Source organism: Arsukibacterium sp. MJ3 (assembly GCF_000987765.1).
Lineage (GTDB): Bacteria > Pseudomonadota > Gammaproteobacteria > Enterobacterales > Alteromonadaceae > Alishewanella.
Genome location: NZ_LAHP01000011.1, coordinates 76,046 through 95,826, shown reverse-complemented (window position 1 = coordinate 95,826; position 19,781 = coordinate 76,046). Strand labels below are relative to the sequence as shown.

Annotated in this window: 15 protein-coding genes; 7 read left to right on the top strand and 8 right to left on the bottom strand. The window is 45.1% G+C overall.

Going from position 1 to position 19,781, the window contains the following annotated elements; translation table 11 throughout:
* Nucleotides 1-20 precede the first annotated feature (20 nt).
* Genes VT06_RS09935 through VT06_RS09920 form a run of 4 tightly spaced genes read right to left on the bottom strand, consistent with a single transcriptional unit; the run spans nucleotide 21 to nucleotide 4,209 of the window.
* Nucleotides 21-947 (bottom strand): chemotaxis protein CheV, encoded by a 927-nt coding sequence (locus VT06_RS09935; RefSeq protein ID WP_046554149.1) that lies wholly within the window; start codon nucleotides 945-947, stop codon nucleotides 21-23.
* Nucleotides 948-982: 35 nt separating this feature from the next.
* Nucleotides 983-2,593, bottom strand: coding sequence for a methyl-accepting chemotaxis protein (locus VT06_RS09930; RefSeq protein ID WP_046554148.1), 1,611 nt, complete (start codon nucleotides 2,591-2,593; stop codon nucleotides 983-985).
* 47 nt (nucleotides 2,594-2,640) lie between these two features.
* The gene (locus VT06_RS09925) at nucleotides 2,641-3,048 is read right to left on the bottom strand and encodes a phosphate ABC transporter substrate-binding protein (RefSeq protein WP_082122491.1); all 408 of its coding nucleotides are present in this window, start codon (nucleotides 3,046-3,048) and stop codon (nucleotides 2,641-2,643) included.
* A gap of 9 nt (nucleotides 3,049-3,057) precedes the next feature.
* Nucleotides 3,058-4,209, bottom strand: a complete 1,152-nt coding sequence (locus VT06_RS09920) for a porin (RefSeq protein WP_046554147.1) — start codon at nucleotides 4,207-4,209, stop codon at nucleotides 3,058-3,060.
* Nucleotides 4,210-4,598: 389 nt separating this feature from the next.
* Here VT06_RS09920 and VT06_RS09915 point away from each other — a divergent pair, with 389 nt between their 5' ends.
* Both VT06_RS09915 and VT06_RS09910 read left to right on the top strand, forming a co-directional pair.
* A complete protein-coding gene (locus VT06_RS09915; RefSeq protein ID WP_046554146.1) occupies nucleotides 4,599-6,755 on the top strand; it encodes a S46 family peptidase in 2,157 nt (718 codons plus the stop codon).
* 125 nt (nucleotides 6,756-6,880) lie between these two features.
* Nucleotides 6,881-8,584, top strand: coding sequence for a diguanylate cyclase domain-containing protein (locus VT06_RS09910; RefSeq protein WP_046554145.1), 1,704 nt, complete (start codon nucleotides 6,881-6,883; stop codon nucleotides 8,582-8,584).
* 4 nt (nucleotides 8,585-8,588) lie between these two features.
* Here VT06_RS09910 and VT06_RS09905 read toward each other — a convergent pair whose 3' ends face one another.
* Entirely contained in the window at nucleotides 8,589-9,026 is a 438-nt protein-coding gene (locus tag VT06_RS09905; RefSeq protein WP_046554144.1) for an HPP family protein, read from the bottom strand.
* A gap of 313 nt (nucleotides 9,027-9,339) precedes the next feature.
* On the opposite strand from VT06_RS09905, the gene VT06_RS09900 reads away from it, so the two are divergent.
* From VT06_RS09900 to VT06_RS09890, 3 genes are all read left to right on the top strand, one after another.
* Nucleotides 9,340-10,458 carry an efflux RND transporter periplasmic adaptor subunit gene (locus VT06_RS09900; protein WP_046554143.1) on the top strand — a complete coding sequence of 373 codons (1,119 nt, stop codon included), beginning with the start codon at nucleotides 9,340-9,342 and terminating at the stop codon, nucleotides 10,456-10,458.
* Between the two features lie 12 nt (nucleotides 10,459-10,470).
* On the top strand, nucleotides 10,471-13,557 hold the full coding sequence (locus tag VT06_RS09895; protein ID WP_046554142.1) for an efflux RND transporter permease subunit: 3,087 nt from the start codon (nucleotides 10,471-10,473) through the stop codon (nucleotides 13,555-13,557).
* Between the two features lie 163 nt (nucleotides 13,558-13,720).
* Nucleotides 13,721-14,209, top strand: coding sequence for a fasciclin domain-containing protein (locus tag VT06_RS09890; protein ID WP_200897952.1), 489 nt, complete (start codon nucleotides 13,721-13,723; stop codon nucleotides 14,207-14,209).
* Here the strand turns inward: VT06_RS09890 and VT06_RS09885 are convergent, their stop codons facing one another.
* Nucleotides 14,210-15,097, bottom strand: coding sequence for a DMT family transporter (locus VT06_RS09885; protein ID WP_046554140.1), 888 nt, complete (start codon nucleotides 15,095-15,097; stop codon nucleotides 14,210-14,212).
* A gap of 328 nt (nucleotides 15,098-15,425) precedes the next feature.
* On the opposite strand from VT06_RS09885, the gene VT06_RS09880 reads away from it, so the two are divergent.
* The gene (locus VT06_RS09880) at nucleotides 15,426-16,709 is read left to right on the top strand and encodes a DUF3422 family protein (protein ID WP_046554139.1); all 1,284 of its coding nucleotides are present in this window, start codon (nucleotides 15,426-15,428) and stop codon (nucleotides 16,707-16,709) included.
* Between the two features lie 121 nt (nucleotides 16,710-16,830).
* Nucleotides 16,831-17,544, top strand: coding sequence for a lytic transglycosylase domain-containing protein (locus tag VT06_RS09875; RefSeq protein ID WP_046554138.1), 714 nt, complete (start codon nucleotides 16,831-16,833; stop codon nucleotides 17,542-17,544).
* A gap of 38 nt (nucleotides 17,545-17,582) precedes the next feature.
* On the opposite strand, the gene VT06_RS09870 is transcribed toward VT06_RS09875, so the two are convergent.
* The gene (locus VT06_RS09870; protein ID WP_046554137.1) at nucleotides 17,583-18,710 is read right to left on the bottom strand and encodes a PilT/PilU family type 4a pilus ATPase; all 1,128 of its coding nucleotides are present in this window, start codon (nucleotides 18,708-18,710) and stop codon (nucleotides 17,583-17,585) included.
* An 11-nt stretch (nucleotides 18,711-18,721) separates the two neighbouring features.
* Complete coding sequence (locus VT06_RS09865) at nucleotides 18,722-19,774, bottom strand: type IV pilus twitching motility protein PilT (RefSeq protein WP_046554136.1); 1,053 nt, start codon at nucleotides 19,772-19,774, stop codon at nucleotides 18,722-18,724.
* Nucleotides 19,775-19,781 lie beyond the last annotated feature (7 nt).

Genomic DNA, 19,781 nt, shown 5'->3' with positions numbered 1-19,781 from the left:
CTAATACTTTTTAGCAAAGCTTACTCTATTGCCATCCAGTGTTGCACGGCTGATGCCAGTTCATCAGGGTGAAATTTAGCAATAAATTGATCGGCACCTACCTTTTTAACCATGGCCTCATTAAATACCCCACTTAACGACGAATGCAAAACAATGTGAACATTTTTTAGATGCTCATGGGATTTTACCTCAGCAGTAAGGGTGTAACCATCCATTTCCGGCATTTCAATATCGGATATCAGTAATGGCACATGATCAGAAATATCACCACCGAGTTCTTCGGCTTTTTTCAGTAACCAATTGAGCGCCAGCCGTCCATCATTTACCAATTCAACATTAATACCAATAGAACTTAACGCCCGTTTAACCTGGTTACGGGCAACAGCAGAGTCGTCTGCAACTAATACCGTTAGTTTAGATAAATCTCGCTCCGACTTTCGCTGCTTAATCTGCTCACTAACTTCTTCATCTGGCGGCGATATTTCGGCAAATACTTTTTCTACATCAAGGATCTGAATAAGCTTGTTATCCAGCTGGGTTACTGCTGTCAGATAATGATTACGCCCTGCTCCTGATGGCGGTGGCATGATCTGTTCCCAGTTAATATTAACGATACGATCAATGCCACCAACTAAAAAACCTTGCGTAGCACGATTATATTCAGTAACCAGAATATACGCTTTGCTTAAATCTTCTATTGCTTTACCACCGGTAGCCTTACTTAAATCAATAACCGTAACCGGAGTACCGCGCAAATGAGCAATACCTCTGACATGGGCATTTGAACCCGGCATTTCTGTCAGCTCAGGGCATTGAATAACTTCGCGCACCTTAAACACATTAATGCCATAAGGTTGTTGTCCCGCTAAGCGAAATATCAGTAACTCCAGACGGTTCTGACCAACGATATTGGTTCTTTGGTCAACCGAACTCATTAATGAACTCATGGTGCTTCCTCACTGCAACCTAGGTTGCGTTAAAATCAGGTCTCAAATTTTGAGCTAACCGTTACTAATGATTCTGAAAGAACTCTCAGATCATCCGAAATACCATGCACACTAAGCTGCAAGCTTTTCGTTTGAGCAAATGACCCAATCATTTTAGCGGTATTACTAACGATTTGCTCGGCAACCATGGTCTGCTCTTCTGTGGCGGCAGCAATTTGCGCATTCAGCATGCTAATCTGTTGAATTTCTGCATTAATCTGCTCAATAGAGCTACCAGCGTCTGATGCCAGACTGGCTGAGTGCTCAGCGTTATTAACGGCTTGACTCATAATGCTAACGGCCCCGCTAACATTGTCATTAAGCTGCTTTAACACACCCTGGACCATAGTAACCGATTTGGCGGTTTTCGAAGATAAATTACGTACCTCATCAGCAACCACTGAAAAGCCTCGGCCATGCTCACCGGCTCTGGCGGCTTCAATAGCCGCGTTTAGTGCCAGCAAGTTAGTCTGATCAGCAATATCATTGATACTTTTTAAAATCTCAGTCATGTTTTTAGTTTTTTCAGCCAGCTCAGTAATAACCTCCTGCGCATGTTTAATTTCGTCTGATAAACCCTGCGAAAATTTAACAGCGTGGCTGGTTTTATCCAAGCCCAGCTTTGCCAGCTCATTTGCTTTACCGGCACCGGTTGCGGCATCATTAGCTGATTGGCTGATATCCCGCACCGACAACTGCATTTCGGCCATACTATGACTTACCGTTTCCGAATTATCGGACTGCTCCAGGGTCATCTTTTCAAGACTGTTCATGCCGGTGGCTAAATCTTTAGCACTGCGGTTTAACGGCTCAATAGTTTTGGCTAAATCGTTAAACGACGTCTGCAGCATCTGAATAAACAAATTAAATTGCTTCGCCACTACCCCAAGCTCATCGTTGCCCGTTACCGGCAAACGGCTGGCTAAATTACCCTTGCCACTTGCTAACTCAGCTAACGATACGCCTAAAGTTCTGGCTGAATTACTAATTTGGCTGGCAATAAAATGGCCCAATCCGGCAGTAAGTAAAATCAATACACTGCCCAAAACTAAAATCACTGTTAACGCCAAATCCATATTGCTCGACATATCTTCAATAGCATTAGAAAATCGCTCATCAGCTTGTTGTTCAAACTGGTTAAACCGCTCATTTAAGCTTTTAAACTGGTCAGTTTTAGTAGTAACACTGGACTGTATTTTGGCAAAATCAACATTGCCATCAATAAATTGCTGGGCAATGCCACCGGCTAAGCTTGCATAGTTATCAGCATCCTGCTGTAAATTATTCAGTAGGCTTAATTGCTGAGGATTAAGCGTTTTCAACTGATTTAAATTTTGCTGTAACGCATTGTTAAGTTGCTGAGCCGTTGCCAGCAAATCGGGATCAGACAAGGTTACTGCCTGGGTAAAAAACTCATCTAATGAGGTAAAGCCAGATCTGACCTGAGATGCCAGTTTCGAGGTGTCGTACATATAATCACGCATGTTCTGCGTAGTGTCGTTATTTTTGGCAGTAAAAAATACGCTTACTGCTACCACTGCAGAGAAGGCGATAACGGCTAAGCCAATTACCAGCCATATTTTCGCTACTATTGACATATTTTTCATAACAATACTCTTTACTGCCAGCCAAAAAACGGCTCAAAATTAAAAAATTAATCCAAGGTTAATGCCACTTTCACCGCAGCAGTAACACTGGCGGCATTAACATAGCCGATAGCATTTGGGTTTTGTGCTACATAAGCCAGTACCTCTGCTTCAGTCGCTAACTCTGTTGGCGGTGTACCTTTGCCAGTAAACATTAACTTCGACCAATGCGCTTTTAACTGTGCAGAAGAACGACCAACACCCTTTTCATCAAATTCTGAACGTAACGGTGAGCTTTCAGCCAGATTAACAGCAGTGAGTGCCGATGAACGGCCGGTAAACAACCGGGTAAGTTCATCGCTGGTTAGTGCGACCGAATTAGCCGGATTAACAATAACGGCAATTTGGGCAGAAACCGGTACGGCAAACGTTACACCGACCAACATCAAAATAATGGCTAACATTCTGTAAAACATATCAACTCCTTAAAATACTAAATCGACGCCAAAGGCCAATAAGCCGTTACGCTGACCATTTGTTTCATTTTCCTCTGAGCTAAATTGTGCTTTAAAAGCAGCTGACGGATGAAAATCGTAGCGCATGCCAAGATTCCAAGTATTGGCATCACGCTCTTGACTGGCTATTAAACCCTGCACCGGTAATAAAAGTTGCGGTGGCAACACTGCAGTATAAGGCTGGTAAATACTCACGACGGCATCATTATTCTCGCGTTCATACGACACATAAGGTGTTAAACTGTTGAAACGCCTACCCAAAGATGCATAGAAGTTTTTTTGCGTGGCAATAAAACTATTATCAACTTCAACCCGAGTATATTCGGCTACGGCAATCCAGTCGCTATCGTCATAGGTTAAACCTAAACCCATAAAATTTGAACTTTCGTCATCAATGTCAATGGCGGCAACTAAAGGTGCTAACCCATTGGCATTTAGCGCTTGATATAAATTGCCTGCAGTAAAGCCTGGTGCCAATGTTACTGAAGACGTATCGATGCTAGTTTTACCAGATAAATAAGCAAAACGAGCACTTAAAGCGTCTTTTGCCAGCTCCCAGGTAATGCCGGTAACAGTATCAATATTAGCGTTAACCTTAACACCACTTATTGTAGCGTCGCCTTCATAACTACCAAATACAAGTTGCAGCGTAGAGTCAATGCTGCCTAACTGAGCCGTTCGGTATAAAGTAACCCCCTCAATGCTGTCAAAACCTAAGCCATATACGCCTTGCGGCACCCGCAACCAATCATAGGCATAACCAACATCTTTAAAGTCAGAATATTTATAAAACGGAGTTCGTAAGCGGCCAGCGTTAATGGTCATATTGTCAGTTAATTGGTAGCTAATAAATGCCCATTCAAAACCAACATCAAAATCTTCATTGCCACGGCCCAGTAACTGCGCCGTAACAGACAGTTTTTCACCCAGGTCAGACTTAACCTGCAGGGCAATTAAACTCTCATTTTTAAAGTCTATGGTGTCATCGTAACCATACAATTGCTCATCGCTACCAGTAGTTATACCAGCTTTAATTGAAGCAAAACCATTAATGGTAGTGTTAGCGTGAACGCCTGGAACCAACGCCACTGCTAGTGACAGGGCTAAAATACGTTTTCTCATTGTTACCTCACTGAATTACACCACAGGCGGCTAATTATATTTTTTATATCAATTACATTAGCGGGCGCAGGCATGGTATTTGCCGGATTAAAACCGTACTGTTTGCTTGTACAAGCTAATTTCAGGCTATTACAGATGTAAATGGCATTACAGTTTACTAAAAATAATTCATATTAATCAATAATAACTGGCAATTAACATAAGTGAGCCATCAACATAATTTATTAGACTTTATTTTTACTCACATAAGTCATTCCGCCGCACAAAACCGGTTAGCTGACTGATAAAACTGTTACAGAGCCTGTCAGTATCTTGACAAGGCACTAAGTGCCACCGAATATAAACATTATTTGCGTATATTACGCTATAACTTTAAGAAAAGAGCATTTATGAGAAAATCATTATTGGTGTTAACGCTGGCCAGCGGTTTCGTTTTAGCAGATGAAGGCATGTGGATGCCACAGCAGCTGCCCGCTATTGCCAGCCAGCTAAAAGCTGCCGGGCTGGCATTAGATCCGGCTAATTTAACCAAGTTAACCGAGTTTCCAATGGCAGCCATTGTTAGCTTGGGTGGCTGTTCTGCGTCTTTTGTCTCATCTAAAGGCTTGGTGGCAACTAACCATCATTGCGTTTATAACAGTATTGCCCATAACTCTACCCCAGAAAATGATTTACTGACCAATGGTTTTTTGGCAGCAAGCTTTGCTGACGAAGTGCCGGCCGCACCGGGTAGCCGGGTTTATGTTACTAAAGCGGTGGATAATGTCACTACACAGGTGATTGATGCGAGCACCGCAAAACTTAGCGGTAAAAAGCGGGTTGATGCTATAGAAACCAATCAAAAGAAACTGATTGCCGAATGTGAGCAGGACGAAGGGCACCGCTGCCGCGTTGCGGCCTACTACGGAAGCTTGGAATATTACCTGATTAAACAACTGGAAATTAAAGATGTACGGCTGGTGCACGCCCCTGCTGAAGGCGTAGGTAAATTTGGTGGAGATACCGATAACTGGATGTGGCCACGCCACACTGGTGACTACGGTTTTCTTCGTGCCTATGTTAGCCCACAAGGTAAATCTGCCGATTATCATAGCGACAACGTACCGTATCAGCCTGATCATTACTTAACCCTGGCGGCAGAAGCATTACAAGAAGGTGATTTCGTCATGGCGCTGGGCTACCCTGGTCGCACCAACCGTCACCGGTTGCCGGCAGAGGTCAGTGAAACGTTTGAGTGGAGCTATCCAAATACTGTGCAACAGTTTAAGGATACCCTGGCAATTATTGACCAGGTAACGGCCAGTAACAAAGATGCAGCGTTAAAGTATGCCAGCCGGGTGGCCGGTTTAAATAACTACATGAAAAACCGCCAGGGCATGTTAGACAGTTTTGCCGATAGCGATTTTTTAGCGCGTAAAACGGCTGAGCACCAGGCACTTTCAAGCTGGGTTAATAATAACCGCGACAATAAAAAAGCCTATGCCAAAGATTTAACGGCTATCGATACGTTGTTAGGCGAGCAACACCGCAAAGCAAGAGCTGACTACGCGCTGGAGAACGCTACACCGCGTTTACTCAGCCTTACTCGCTCGTTGTACCGCCTGGCAGAAGAAAGTACTAAACCTGATACTGTTCGCAAAGCAGGTTTTCAACAGCGGGACATTCCACGCTACCAAGCGTTTGTTGCCGGGATGGAACGTAACTTTGATGTCGGCGTTGAGAAAGCGCTTGATATGTATAACCTGACCAAATATGTCGCCTTAACAAAAAAACAACGTAACGCTGATTTTGATAAGGCACTTGGCATTAAAGACGGTATAAGTAAGTCCGAACTCAGCACATTAATTGACAGCTGGTATACCAATAGCGGTTTAACTGAGCTAAGCAACAGACAAGCTTTAATAGATAGTACGCCAGCGCAATTTAGCCAGAGCGAGGACCCCTTTATTATGGCTGCAGTCGCTTTATACAAAGCTGATTTAAAACAGGAAGCGCAAGCTGAAGAGCTTGCCGGGAAAATTCAACAAGCTTATGCCAGCTATATGCGAGCAAAGATGGCCTTTATGCAATCGCAGGGGCATGCCGTGTATCCAGATGCCAACAGCACCCTACGGGTTACCTATGGTAATGTTAAAGGCCGCGCGCATGGTAATGAAGATGGCAATGCCTGGGCGCCTTTTACCACGTTGCGTGGCATTACCGCCAAAGCAACTGGTGAAGGTGAATTTAATGCACCACAAAACCAATTAGCTGCTATTAAATCGAAACAATATGGTAATTATTTTGACCCTGCGCTTAATTCGGTACCGGTTAATTATCTGGCAACACTGGATATTACCGGCGGTAACTCCGGTTCAGCCATTTTAAACAGTAAGGGCGAGTTTGTTGGCCTGGCCTTTGATGGCACCCTCGACTCTATTATTTCAGACTGGGATTATAATCCGGCAAATACCCGTTCTATTCAGGTAGATCTTCGCTTTATGTTATGGCAAATGCAGCAGGTTGATAATGCTACTGCGCTGTTACAAGAGTTAGGCGTTAACTAAGCCGTATTAATAAAAAAGTAAACCTTGCCAACTTAACAACGAAAAACCTCTGCCTGTCAGCGGTTTTTTTAAAAGTGTTTATTAAGATGGTTAATATTAGCCATTATAACTATAGTTAACTCGCCATGACTAAGCACTCTAAGTATTTGTTAAAAGAATCCAGCTTAATTCAAATGCTTGACCCCTTGGTCGCTGACTGGAATAACACACAGCGACCGGACCCTGAAACAGCCGCCAGCATACTGGCGGCCGAGATAGACTTTAGCCGTTTAAACCATTTATTTGATAATTTTCTCGAGGCAATCGGTATTAGTATTGCTTTAATCGGGCTAGACGGTAAGGTGCTGGCGTCGTCCAAATGGCAGCGGGCTTGTACTGAATTTCACCGTGTTAATGACACTACCCGTCAGCGCTGCCACGAAAGCGACGTTAAATTATCCGCAAAAATGCAGCAGGGAAATAATTATTCAATCTACAAGTGTGGTAATGGTTTAACAGACTGCGCCACTCCTCTGGTTATTAATAATGAGCATGTTGCTAATTTATTTATCGGCCAATTCTTTTTAGCTGAACCCAATTTAGCCTCTTTTGCCGAACAAGCTGCACAGTTAGCATTAGATAAAGATCAATACCTGCAAGCCATTGCAGAAGTGCCTATAGTTAATGAAGCAAAATTGCCAGCCTTACTTAATTTACTGTCATCACTGGCGCAACAGATTGCCGAACTGACAATGGCTAATCGGCGTTATGCCCAGACCATTGATACCGTTGAACAAAAAATTGCAGCACGTACTCAGGAACTGGAACTACAAAACCTGATATTAAGTATGATCAGTAAAGGTGCTAGCCTCGCCGAAATATTACATTGCATGGTAAGTCAGGTAGAAATATTACACCCCGAGATGCGCTGCTCGGTGTTATTGCTGGATGATACTGGTCAGCATTTACGCCACGGTGCGGCGCCCTCATTACCCGACTTTTATAATGAGGCGATAGATGGCCTGGCCATAGGTATTGGTCAGGGTTCATGTGGTACCGCCGCCTTTACCGGCGAAGTGGTTGTTGTTGAGAATATTAACAGCCACCCTTACTGGCAGCCGTTTTTAGCCTTAACACAGGCCATTAATATTGCGGCTTGCTGGTCATTTCCAATCAAAAATGCCGCTGGGAAGATACTCGGTACCTTTGCTATATATCACAGTAAACCTTGCCAACCTTCAGCTGCACTTCGCAAAAAAATTATTAATTACAGTAATCTGGCTGAATTAGCTATCAGCCGAAGTCTATCATCAGAACAAATTCGCCGCCTGGCGTTTTATGATGTCTTAACCGATTTACCTAACCGGCGTTTGCTGGAAGAGCGATTACAACATGCGATGCTAAGCAGCAAACGCCGAAAAAGCTATTGCGCATTAATGTTTGTTGATTTGGATAATTTTAAACCGATAAATGATCGGCATGGTCATAAAATGGGCGATTTGGTATTGCAACAAGTGGCTCAGCGGATACGCAGCGTGGTACGTGAAGCTGATACTGTAGCCCGCTTCGGCGGTGACGAATTTATTGTGTTATTAGATGATATTGCTAAAAATAAACATCATAGTCGCCTAAGGGCAAGCCAAATTGCCAGCAAGATAACGGCCACTATCTGCGAGCCGTTAACCATAGGTGACAACCCGCTAATAAGCCATAACTGCAGTTGCAGCATTGGCTTAATGCTATTTAGCGGCGATCAAGCCAGTGCCGATCTATTACTTCGCCAGGCAGACTCGGCCATGTATTTGGCCAAAAGCCGCGGTAAAAATCAGTTTTGCTGGTATCAACCATAAACTTTTAGGCATCAACTCTGGGGGTTAATAACTGGGCAGCCAGCCTGACAAAATCGGATGAGGTTAAAATGCCGGTTATTTTGTTTTTTTCATCTATAACCGGTAAGCAACCATGGCGGTTTGTTACAAAAAAATCCGCCACTTCTGCCAAGGATTGATTAGCAGTAACTGTTGCAAAATCGGTAGCCATTAACTCATTGACTAACAATTGTTTTTCTTTTCGCTCCAGTGCCGTAGCACCATATTGAGCCATCAGTCCCATAACTTTGGTAATCATAATCTTTTGCGTTAACATACCAACTAATTCGCCATTGGCTTCAATTACCGGAATATGCCGAACATTTTTCTGGCGCATCAGGTCATGTGCATCTTTTAAACTAGCGCTGCGAAACACACAGAGCGGGTCAGCCGTCATAAGCTCTGCAACAGTCGTTGCTGTCATAAAAATCTCCATTGTCCGTTAACCTACATTAGTTAAATATAAGTTATAGCGAAAATTTCAGGTTATTGCCTGCTACTTGCTCTAGGTTATAATAAGGCGCTAGTACTTAACACCAATAGAAAATAGTAATACTAAATAGTGCAATTATCTGCCCTGGCGGATAATCCACAAGCCATTACTAACTGTACTTAGCCTTTAGATAACTGCATTACCAATTTTTTTACCGAGCAAAAACATCAGCTGTTACTAAATTTCACAGATAATAGCAGCCACAGTCGTTATACTACACCCCATTTTTTTATAAGGAGATACCATGTTTAAACGCATGTTTCTGATGCTGATTGTTGCCGGTTTGATTTTTGGTGGCATTTTCGGTTACAAGGCCATTGGCAACCATTTTATGAATCAGTATTTTGATACTATGCCAATGCCTGCTGCAACCATTACCGCCACCACGGTCAGTAGCGCACAGTGGCAACCGTTTGTTAGTGCCGTAGGCAGTTTTGCTGCGGTCAACAGCACCGAACTGACCACTGAAGCCAGCGGTATTATTACCAGCATTCAATTTGATAATGCCAGTCGGGTAGAGAAAGGCCAGCTGTTACTAACCTTAAACGATGCCGTTGATCAAGCTGATTTAACCCGCTTAAGCGCTGCACAAAAGCTAGCTGGGTTGGAATTAGATCGGCTGCAAGCCTTACTACGGGATAAAGGTGTATCGGAGTTAGATGTGCGGCGACGGGAAAGTGAAGCTGCCCAAGCCAACGCTGCGGTTGCCTCGCAGCAAGCCCGCATTGCTCAAAAAACTATTTTGGCACCATTTAATGGCATGACCGGTATTCGCCAGGTTAGCATCGGCCAATTAGTGTCCCCCGGCGACATTGTGGTATCACTGCAATCTCTTGACCCGATTTATCTGAACTTTGCTTTGCCCGAGCAAGAGTTAGCCAAACTTACTACAGGGCAACAATTAACCGTTAGCGTCGATGCCTGGGCTAATCAATCGTTTACAGGCGACATTACAGCTATTGCTCCAGCAGTGCGCGAATCGAGCCGCAGCCTTCAAGTACAGGCCACCTTTGCCAACCCTGAACACAAGCTGCGGCCAGGTATGTTTGCCAGAATTCAAATGAATACCGGCAATAGCCGAGAAGTAACTTTGGTACCGCAAACTGCCATTCAGTTTAATCCCTATGGCAACTCAGTATTTGTGATCCGTGATGATAACGGCAAACTCAGTGCCCAGCAGCGGTTTGTTACTACCGGGCAGAGCCGGGGCGATTATATTGCTATTGCGGATGGCTTAACCGCAGGTGATAAAGTAGCAACCTCAGGGCTACTTAAACTGCGCAATGGCATTGAAGTCATCATTAATAATAATGATGACGTTGCACCAATGGCTGACGCCGAACCAACACCGGCTAACCAGTAAGGAACAATCGTAATGCGCTTTACCGATGTATTTATTAAAAAGCCAATTCTGGCTTCGGTAGTCAGTTTGTTTATTATCTTGCTTGGCTTACGCGCCATCATGGATATGAATGTTCGACAGTTTCCGGAAATTCAAAATGCCGTGGTAACGGTGAACACCGTGTATGTTGGAGCAGATGCTGACTTAATTCAGGGTTTTATTACCACACCACTGGAACGTGAAATTGCCTCTGCCGAGGGTATTGATTATTTGGTATCAACCTCCGTTGCCGGCTCTAGCACAGTTGAAGCCTACCTGCGGCTTAATTACAATCCGAACGAAGCACTAACCCAAATTGCCGCTCAGGTGAATAAAATTCGCTCTGAACTGCCTGAAAACGCGCGCGATCCGGTAATCTCACTTAAAGTGGGCCAAGATACTGCTGCCATGTATCTGTCGTTTTATTCAGACGTGTTGGGTAACAACCAGATCACCGACTACATTCTGCGGGTTATCGAACCGCAACTGGCTACTATTCCCGGAGTACAGCGGGCTGATATTCTTGGTGCCCGTACTTTCGCTATGCGCATTTGGCTCGATCCAGCCAAAATGGCCGCTTTTAATGTTACCGGTTCAGATATTAGCAGTGCCTTACGCAGCAATAACGTGCTGGCGGCGCTGGGCCGCACTAAAGGCCAGATGGTCGCTATAGATTTAAATGCGGCAACCGATCTGCGTAGTGCCGAACAATTTGCCGATTTGGTAATTAGCTCTGATGATACCGCTCTGGTTCGTCTTCGTGATGTGGCTACGGTAGAGTTAGGTGCTGAGAGTTACGACAGCTCAGTCAGTTTTAACGGCTTAGCCGCAACGTTTATTGGTATTGAAATCTCGCCAGATGCTAACGCCCTGGACGTTATAGCCGATGTACGAGAGGTGTGGCAGCGCGATATCCTGACCCAACTGCCTGAAGGCTTGCAGGCCGACATCCCCTATGACTCAACCGAGTACATTGAAAATGCCATTGATGAAGTGGTCATTTCTATCGTGTTGGCACTGGTGATCGTTATTTTGGTGATCTATGCCTTTCTAGGATCACTACGCAGCGTCATTATTCCAGCCGTGGCTATCCCGGTGTCATTAATAGGCACTTTCTTTTTAATGTGGGTACTCGGCTTCTCTATTAATTTGCTAACGTTATTAGCGATGGTATTGGCGATTGGTATTGTTGTTGATGACGCCATTATTATGCTAGAAAATATCCACCGTCATATCGAGGATGGCAAGTCGCGTTCTGAAGCAGCTATTCTGGGTGCCCGTCAGCTAGCCTGGCCGATCATTACTATGTCTACCACTTTAGTGGCAGTGTTTTTACCTATTGGTTTTGTTGGTGGCTTAACCGGGGTGTTATTTGTCGAATTTGCTTTTACGCTGGCGGCATCGGTTATTTTATCCGGGGTGGTAGCCCTGACCTTATCGCCAGTAATGTGCGCCTATATCTTAAAACCGCATCAACCAGACAAAAAAGACGAAAAATCATTGGAAGTCTGGCTGGATAAGCAATTTGATAAACTTCGTTCGGGCTACCAGCGACAATTACATAGCACCCTGAATTATCTGCCTGTGGTATTAACCTTTGGTGGCATAGTGCTGGTATCTTGCTATTTCCTGTTTGTAACCAGCCCTTCTGAATTAGAACCGCCTGAGGATCAGGGTTTTGTGTTCTCTATTTTAGAAGCTGACAGTTTTGCTACCCTAGACTATTTAGAACGCAATACCCGCGAGCTGAATAAACTTAGCAGTGAAGCGCCGGAAATAAAGAATATCTTTATTATTAACGGCACTGGCAGTACCAATAACGCCATAGCCGGCTTTGTGCTGGCCCCCTGGGATCAGCGTCAGCGTACTACTGCCGAAGTATTGGAACAAAATATTCAGCCCTTTATGGCAACGCTACCCGGTATCAACAGTTTTGCGCTGGTGCCCCCGTCATTGCCTTCCCCTGGCGGCGGTACACCGGTTGAATTTATTGTTGGCTCTACCCAACCTTTTGCTGCATTACAAGACGTGGTGCAGGAAATACTGGGCCAAGCGATGGCTTCTGGACGTTTTATTTTTGTCGACAGTGATTTAAAAATAAACCGTCCGCGCCAAACCGTGCAGGTTGACCGAGAAAAAGCTGCATTAATGGGGGTGTCCATGCAGCAGATAGCCAGTGATTTAGGCAGCTTAATGTCTGGTGCTGATGCCGGACGCTTCGCGCTGGACAATCGCTCTTATCGGGTAATACCGCAGGTGCTTCGCAGCGAGCGCTTAAATCCAGAGCAACTGAAAGACTACTACACCCGCAATCGTGATGGCGAACTGGTACCGTTATCGGCACTGGTAACGTTAACAGAATCCGTACAGCCTCAGGCATTAAAAGGCTTTCAGCAACTAAATGCGGTAAAAATATCTGGCGTACCTCGCCCTGGTGTACCGCTGGGAGAGGCATTAGCAGTGCTTGATCAGATTGCTGCTAACGTATTGCCTGCTGGTTTTAGTGTTGACTATTCAGGACAGTCACGCCAATTTAAAGCAGAAGGTCAGCAGCTGGTGGTGACTTTTTTCTTTGCGCTTATCGTGATTTTTCTGATCCTGGCCGCGCAATTTGAGTCATTTAAAAACGCTATTATTATCATGGTAACGGTGCCAATGAGTGTTTGTGGTGCATTAATTTTTACCAGCTTAGGTTTTACCAGTATTAACATTTACACGCAGGTAGGCTTGCTTACACTGGTGGGGTTGATTGCCAAGCATGGTATTTTGATTGTCGAGTTTGCTAATCAGTTACAACTGGAAGGACGCAGTAAACGTGATGCCATTGAAGACGCCACTGCTATTCGCTTGCGGCCGATTTTAATGACCACAGCAGCAACCGTACTGGCCATGATACCCCTGCTGATAGCAACTGGTGCCGGTGCGGGCTCACGTTATGCTATGGGTCTGGTGATTGCCAGTGGCATGACTATTGGTACTTTATTTACATTGTACGTGGTACCTGCAATGTATTTGCTGCTGGCCCGTGACTACCAGTTGCATCCAGAAGCGACAACGTCAGAAGAGCCTGCCAATCCCTAAACACTTCTGACACCAGCGCAAATTGCTACCAGCAGTGCCTTTTTTTAATATCCCGTTAGCGCAGGTTAACGGGATATTTTTTTACAAACTGATCGCCTTTGCTGTTTGCTTCGTTAATAGCACCGACAACTTTGTCCTGAAAAATGTAACATAAGGAATTATCATGAAAGTATCACAATTACTTACCGGTTCGATGTTGCTCGCTTCTTTAATGCTGACCGTGCAAGCACACAATCACAAAAAATCTGCTGACATTGTCGACACTGCTGTTGCCGCTGGCGACTTTACAACACTGGTTACTGCAGTAAAAGCTGCCGATCTGGTAGCAACCTTGAAAGGCGAAGGTCCGTTCACGGTATTTGCACCAAACGATGCCGCTTTTGCAAAAATACCTGCAGCTGATTTAAATGCGTTAATTGCTGATAAAGCCGCATTAGCCAATGTATTAACCTACCACGTGGTAGCGGGCAAAGTAATGGCTGCCGATGTAGTAAAACTAACCTCTGCTACTACAGTACAAGGTACTGACGTTGCCATTGAAGTAAAAATGGGTAAAGTTTATGTCAACGGTGCTGAAGTTATTGCTACCGACATTGAAACCAGCAACGGCGTTATTCATGTGTTGAATAGCGTTATTATGCCTAAAATGTAATTACTGTTCTGCTGTCGGCGACGCTGAAGTAGCGTTGCCAGCAGTTAACGAACTGCCTAGCGATGCCACTATTACCAAAGCAATAGCTAACCACTGCCAAAGTGTTAATAACTCAGACAATATTAATAAGCCCGCCAACGCGGCAATAGCCGGCTCCATGCTCATAAAAACACTAAAATTTTGTGATGTCATATGGCGTAGCGCCACCATCTCCAATGAGTAAGGCACAGCACTAGATAAAATACCCACTAGTAAGCCAAGCGGTAGTACCTGCCAACTTAATAATGCCAACCCCTGCGTTATTGCACCTACGGGCACCAGCACCACAGCCGCCACGGTAATACCCAGAGCTACAGTAATACCACCAGAGGCTTGTGAACCGGTTTTTTTACCAAATAAAATATAGCCGGCCCAACATGCACCGGCAGCCAGAGCTAATAACACTCCTATAGGATCGAGCGCATCAACCCCGCGCATGTCAGGCAACAATAATAAGATACCGGCAATAGCACAGGCGACCCAAAATAGGTCTCGTTTGCGTCGTGAGGCCAACAACGCCACGGTTAAAGGCCCGGTAAATTCAAGCGCCACCGCAATACCCAGTGGAATACGGGCAATCGCCAGATAAAATAGAATATTCATGCCACCCAAGCACAAGCCATAAATAATAATGGCCTGCCAATCTCGCCCCATAGGCAACGCCCGCCATGGTCGAAAAACTAACCATAACACTACTGCAGAAAACCCCAGTCGCAGTGCCGTAGTACCCTCGGGACCAATTAATGGAAATAGCTGTTTGGCTATAGACGCACCGGTCTGAATCGTCATCATCGCCAGAATAACACTACAAATTGCCAGTATCAGGGGGTTGTTAATGGCGCGCGCCATAATAAAGTTCCGTTAAGCTTAACAGGGCAAGATGGCTATGTTACCTGAGGCAACCCGCAACCGAAAGCGCGTCGCTGCGTCAGATGAAATGGCAACTTTGGTGAATAGCCTGCCCTACTCTGGAGCAAATAGCCTCGTTGTCGTGCCACCAGTGATAATTGAGGATCTCCATAGGTAGCAAAACGTCACAGACAATTCAACGGGTTGTCATCAGTGAGCGGCAAACTGGTAGCATACTAGCTTTAGCAAGCCATGTGGCACAAGACCTGCTTGTATATCGCTAACCGACGTTTTGCTTTTACGGTTTTCTGTGGCTAAGGATACTATTATGAGTAAGCTGACTTTACGTAATCACCCCTTGCGTGATGTATTGGATAAAGAGTTGCGCCAGCGCACGTTTCCAGCGCTTAACACACCCTGCCGCTTGTGCCACTTTATGTTTACGGTGGCAAATGCCTCGCGCCAGCTTGAGTTTAGTGTGATGCAGCAACACGCTGAACAACAAGGAGCCTATTTGACCGAGACTGACCAGGACCTGAATATCCCTTTATTTGCAGGGACCTTGCGCTGGGAGCGCCACGGCGAATTTTCTAGTTATACCTTTATTTTATCTGGTGCAGCCGCGACATTATTTGATGATCCATTAAGTTTTTTACCCAGTCGAGACTGGTTTGATGAACTTCCTGGCCAGTTATTTCGAATAGTGCAGCTAACGGTTATCCCCGCAGAAGCCTTACCAGCTACAGACGAAATTAACGGTTATTTTAACGATGAAACCCGTATCAGCAGCATGTTAGCTGACGAAAAGGCCCGTATCTGGACCGATTTCCAAAAACATGCTGAGGGTGCTGGTAGGATGCTGTTAGTCGATTACGGCTTAAGCCCCGCCCGACTTGGTCGCCTGGTACAACATTTATTTGACCTTGGTAATTATCGTAAATTATCTCTGCTTGGCTGGCCAGTTGCGCGTCAAGCCTTACAAAAACTGAATAATCTGGAGCAACAACTATCAGGTTTAACCCAGCGGATTGAACAGAAACGCGACAACGACGAACGCTTACTTAACCAAATAAGCCAGCTGGCAGCACAAACAGAACATATAATTGCCGAAACCAGCTCGCGCCTTGCGGCTACAGCAGCTTACTACCAACTGACACTGGACCGCTTAAAAACGCTTAATGAAACGCCCATCAGCGATCTTATCTCATTACAAGATTTTACTGAGCGCCGGCTGACCCCAGCGTTTAGAACCAGCGAATCGGTTCAAACCCGCCAAACTGCGCTCAGCGCCCGACTTGGCCGCTCTACGGAACTGCTGCGTACCCGGATAAATTTAAAATTAGAGCAACAAAATCAGCAACTGCTGGTTTCAATGGATAAAAAAGCGCGTGTTCAGCTAAAATTACAACAAGTTGTTGAAGGTTTATCTTTTGTTGCCATTAGCTATTATGCCGCACAACTAGCCGATAAAACCGTAATAGCCGCATCGTACTGGTTACCAACACTTGATGTTAGCCTATGGCGTAGTATCAGCTTACCGTTGGTGCTAGTGGCCGTTGCGTCGCTACTGCTGTGGTTAAAAAGGAAGTTACAACAGGACCAATCACCTTAAAACAAACAATAACTTTATAAAAATAAAAGACTAAATTTTACCTATTACAAAATGTTGTGGCTTGAGATTTGGCGCGCACAATGCTTTACTTGCAATTCTGATTACGTTGGATTAACCAAAAGTGTTACGACCCGTTATTATTAGCTGTTGCCTTAGCCTGTTGCTTTGCTCGACGTTGGTTCGTTCAGCGCAGCAAGCGACTGCTGTTAGCGAGCCTAAACGACAACTGAAACTTAGCCCAAGCCAGCAACAACCCCTGGCGCAGCCAGCGCTTAAGCCTGCGCTGGCCAGCAGCATTGCGGTGTTTAAATCTAACCAGACTAATGGCACGGTGTTGTTTTCTGACCGACGGCCGCAGAATCGCCCTTACCAAAAACTGCATTTTGATTGTTTCGCCTGCAACCCCAATTCTATGATTAACTGGTATACCACGGCGTTATTCGTCCGGCATTATAATGTCATTATTGACCAGGTAGCGCGGGAGCAACAACTTGAACCCGCCTTGATCAGAGCCGTGATCCATGCAGAATCTGCGTTTCAGGCCGGCGCGGTATCAAAACGCGGTGCTATCGGTTTAATGCAATTAATGCCGGATACAGCAAGTATGCTGGGGGTGCAAGACCCGTTATCGCCTGAACAGAATATTCTGGGCGGTAGCCAATATCTTTCAAAATTATTAAAGCAGTATAATGGCGATCTAAACTTAACCTTGGCCGCCTATAATGCAGGACCAGGCAATGTTAGGCGCCATCAGGGCGTGCCACCTTTTGCGGAAACGCAGGCTTATATTAAACGGGTGCTTATTTTACAGAAACGCTACCAGCAAGCCACTTAAACATAGCAGCTTGCTGACGTTACTGTACTGTAGCCTGTTTATCTATCGCCTTTATTTTCAAAACCTTCCAATGTTACCCCGGATAAGAAACCAGCGCCTTTGGTTTCATTATTACGTAACTTAATCATTAAACGTAGGTCATTAGGTGAATCAGCATGGTGGATTGCATCAGCATAACTAATATCACCCCGCTGATACATGTCATACAACGCCTGGTCAAAGGTTTGCATACCCAATTCGCGTGATTTGCTCATTACCGCTTTTATTTCGCCCACTTCACCACGGGCAATTAAATCAGCCACTAATGGCGAGTTTAACAATACTTCGATGGCAGCTAACCGTCCCTGGCCATCTGCTGTTGGAATAAGTTGCTGCGCCACTATAGCCCGCAGGTTAAGCGATAAATCAAACAGCAGTTTGTCATGCATTTCTTTAGGTACCAAATGCATGATCCGATCAATAGCCTGGTTGGCATTGTTAGCGTGCAACGTGGCGATACATAGGTGGCCAGTCTCAGCAAACGACAGCGCATATTCCATAGTGTCTTGGCTGCGGATCTCACCGATGAGAATGACATCAGGAGCCTGACGTAACGAGCTTTTCAACGCCGCCGCAAATGACTCGGTATCAATGCCGACTTCGCGCTGAGTTACCAGACTTTTCTGGTGCTCATGCACAAACTCTATTGGATCTTCAATGGTTAAAATATGACCTTTAGAGTTTTTATTACGATAACCCAGTAATGCGGCCAGCGACGTTGATTTACCGGTGCCGGTTCCACCAACAAATAATACCAGGCCGCGTTTTGACATTATGATGTCTTTTAAAATAGGTGGCAGCCCAAGTTCATCGGCACTGGGAATGATGGTAACAATACGTCGCACAACCATACCAGCTTGATCGCGCTGCCAAAATGCTGACACCCGGAACCGACCCGCTTCTCTGGCTAAAGCAAAATTACACTCTTTAGTGTGATTAAACTCATGCTGCTGCTTTTCATTCATGGCTTCAAGCACCAACTCCAGCGACGCAGCATCGGTTAACGGAATATCGTCAATCAGGGTCATTTCGCCATTAATTTTTGCCGCCACCGGCATGCCGGCAGTAACAAACATATCTGAAGCGCCCATCTTTACCATTTTTGTTAAAAAGTCTGTCAGTTCCATTCTGTCAGTTCCTAAATACGGCCCATTGCGCCAAAGGTATTTTTATCTTGCGCTTTACTTTGCGCATCTTTTTGCGACACTAAACCACGATTAACCAGATTAACCAAACACTGATCCATCGTTTGCATGCCATGCGAGGCGCCGGTTTGAATAACAGAATACATTTGAGCTATTTTATCTTCGCGGATAAGGTTACGAATAGCAGGTACCCCAACCATAATTTCGTGGGCGGCGATGCGGCCACCACCAATTCGTTTCAACAATGTTTGTGAAATAACGGCCCGCAGCGACTCAGATAACATTGAGCGCACCATGTCTTTCTCTTCGCCCGGAAATACGTCAATAATCCGGTCAATGGTTTTTGGCGCTGAAGTGGTGTGCAGAGTACCAAATACCAGATGACCGGTTTCGGCAGCAGTCATAGCCAGACGGATGGTTTCCAGATCCCTTAACTCACCGACCAGAATAACATCAGGGTCTTCCCGCAGCGCTGAGCGCAAAGCATTACTAAAGCTGTGGGTATCGCGGTGTACTTCACGCTGGTTAATCAGACACAATTTATTGTTATGCACAAATTCTATCGGATCTTCAATGGTGAGAATATGGTCGTGCCGGGTAACGTTAATATAATCGACCATCGCTGCCAAGGTGGTACTTTTACCCGAACCGGTTGGGCCGGTAACTAACACCAAGCCCCGCGGGTTTTCTGAAATAGTCTTGAAAATATCCGGCGCGCCCAAATCATCTAAGGTAAGTACTTCACTGGGGATGGTCCGAAATACCGCTGAGGCACCACGGTTCTGTACAAAAGCATTTACCCGGAAGCGGGCTAAATTGGGTACTTCGAACGAAAAATCTGATTCAAGCTTTTCTTCGTATTCCTTACGCTGCTTGTCAGTCATAATTTCATAGATTAAGGCGTGCACTTCTTTATGCGTTAATGGTGGTATATTTAGTTTACGCACGTCACCGTCAACCCGGATAAGCGGCGGCACACCAGCTGAAAGGTGCAAATCTGAGGCTTTATGCTCAACACTAAACGCTAATAACTCGGTAATATCCATGACAATA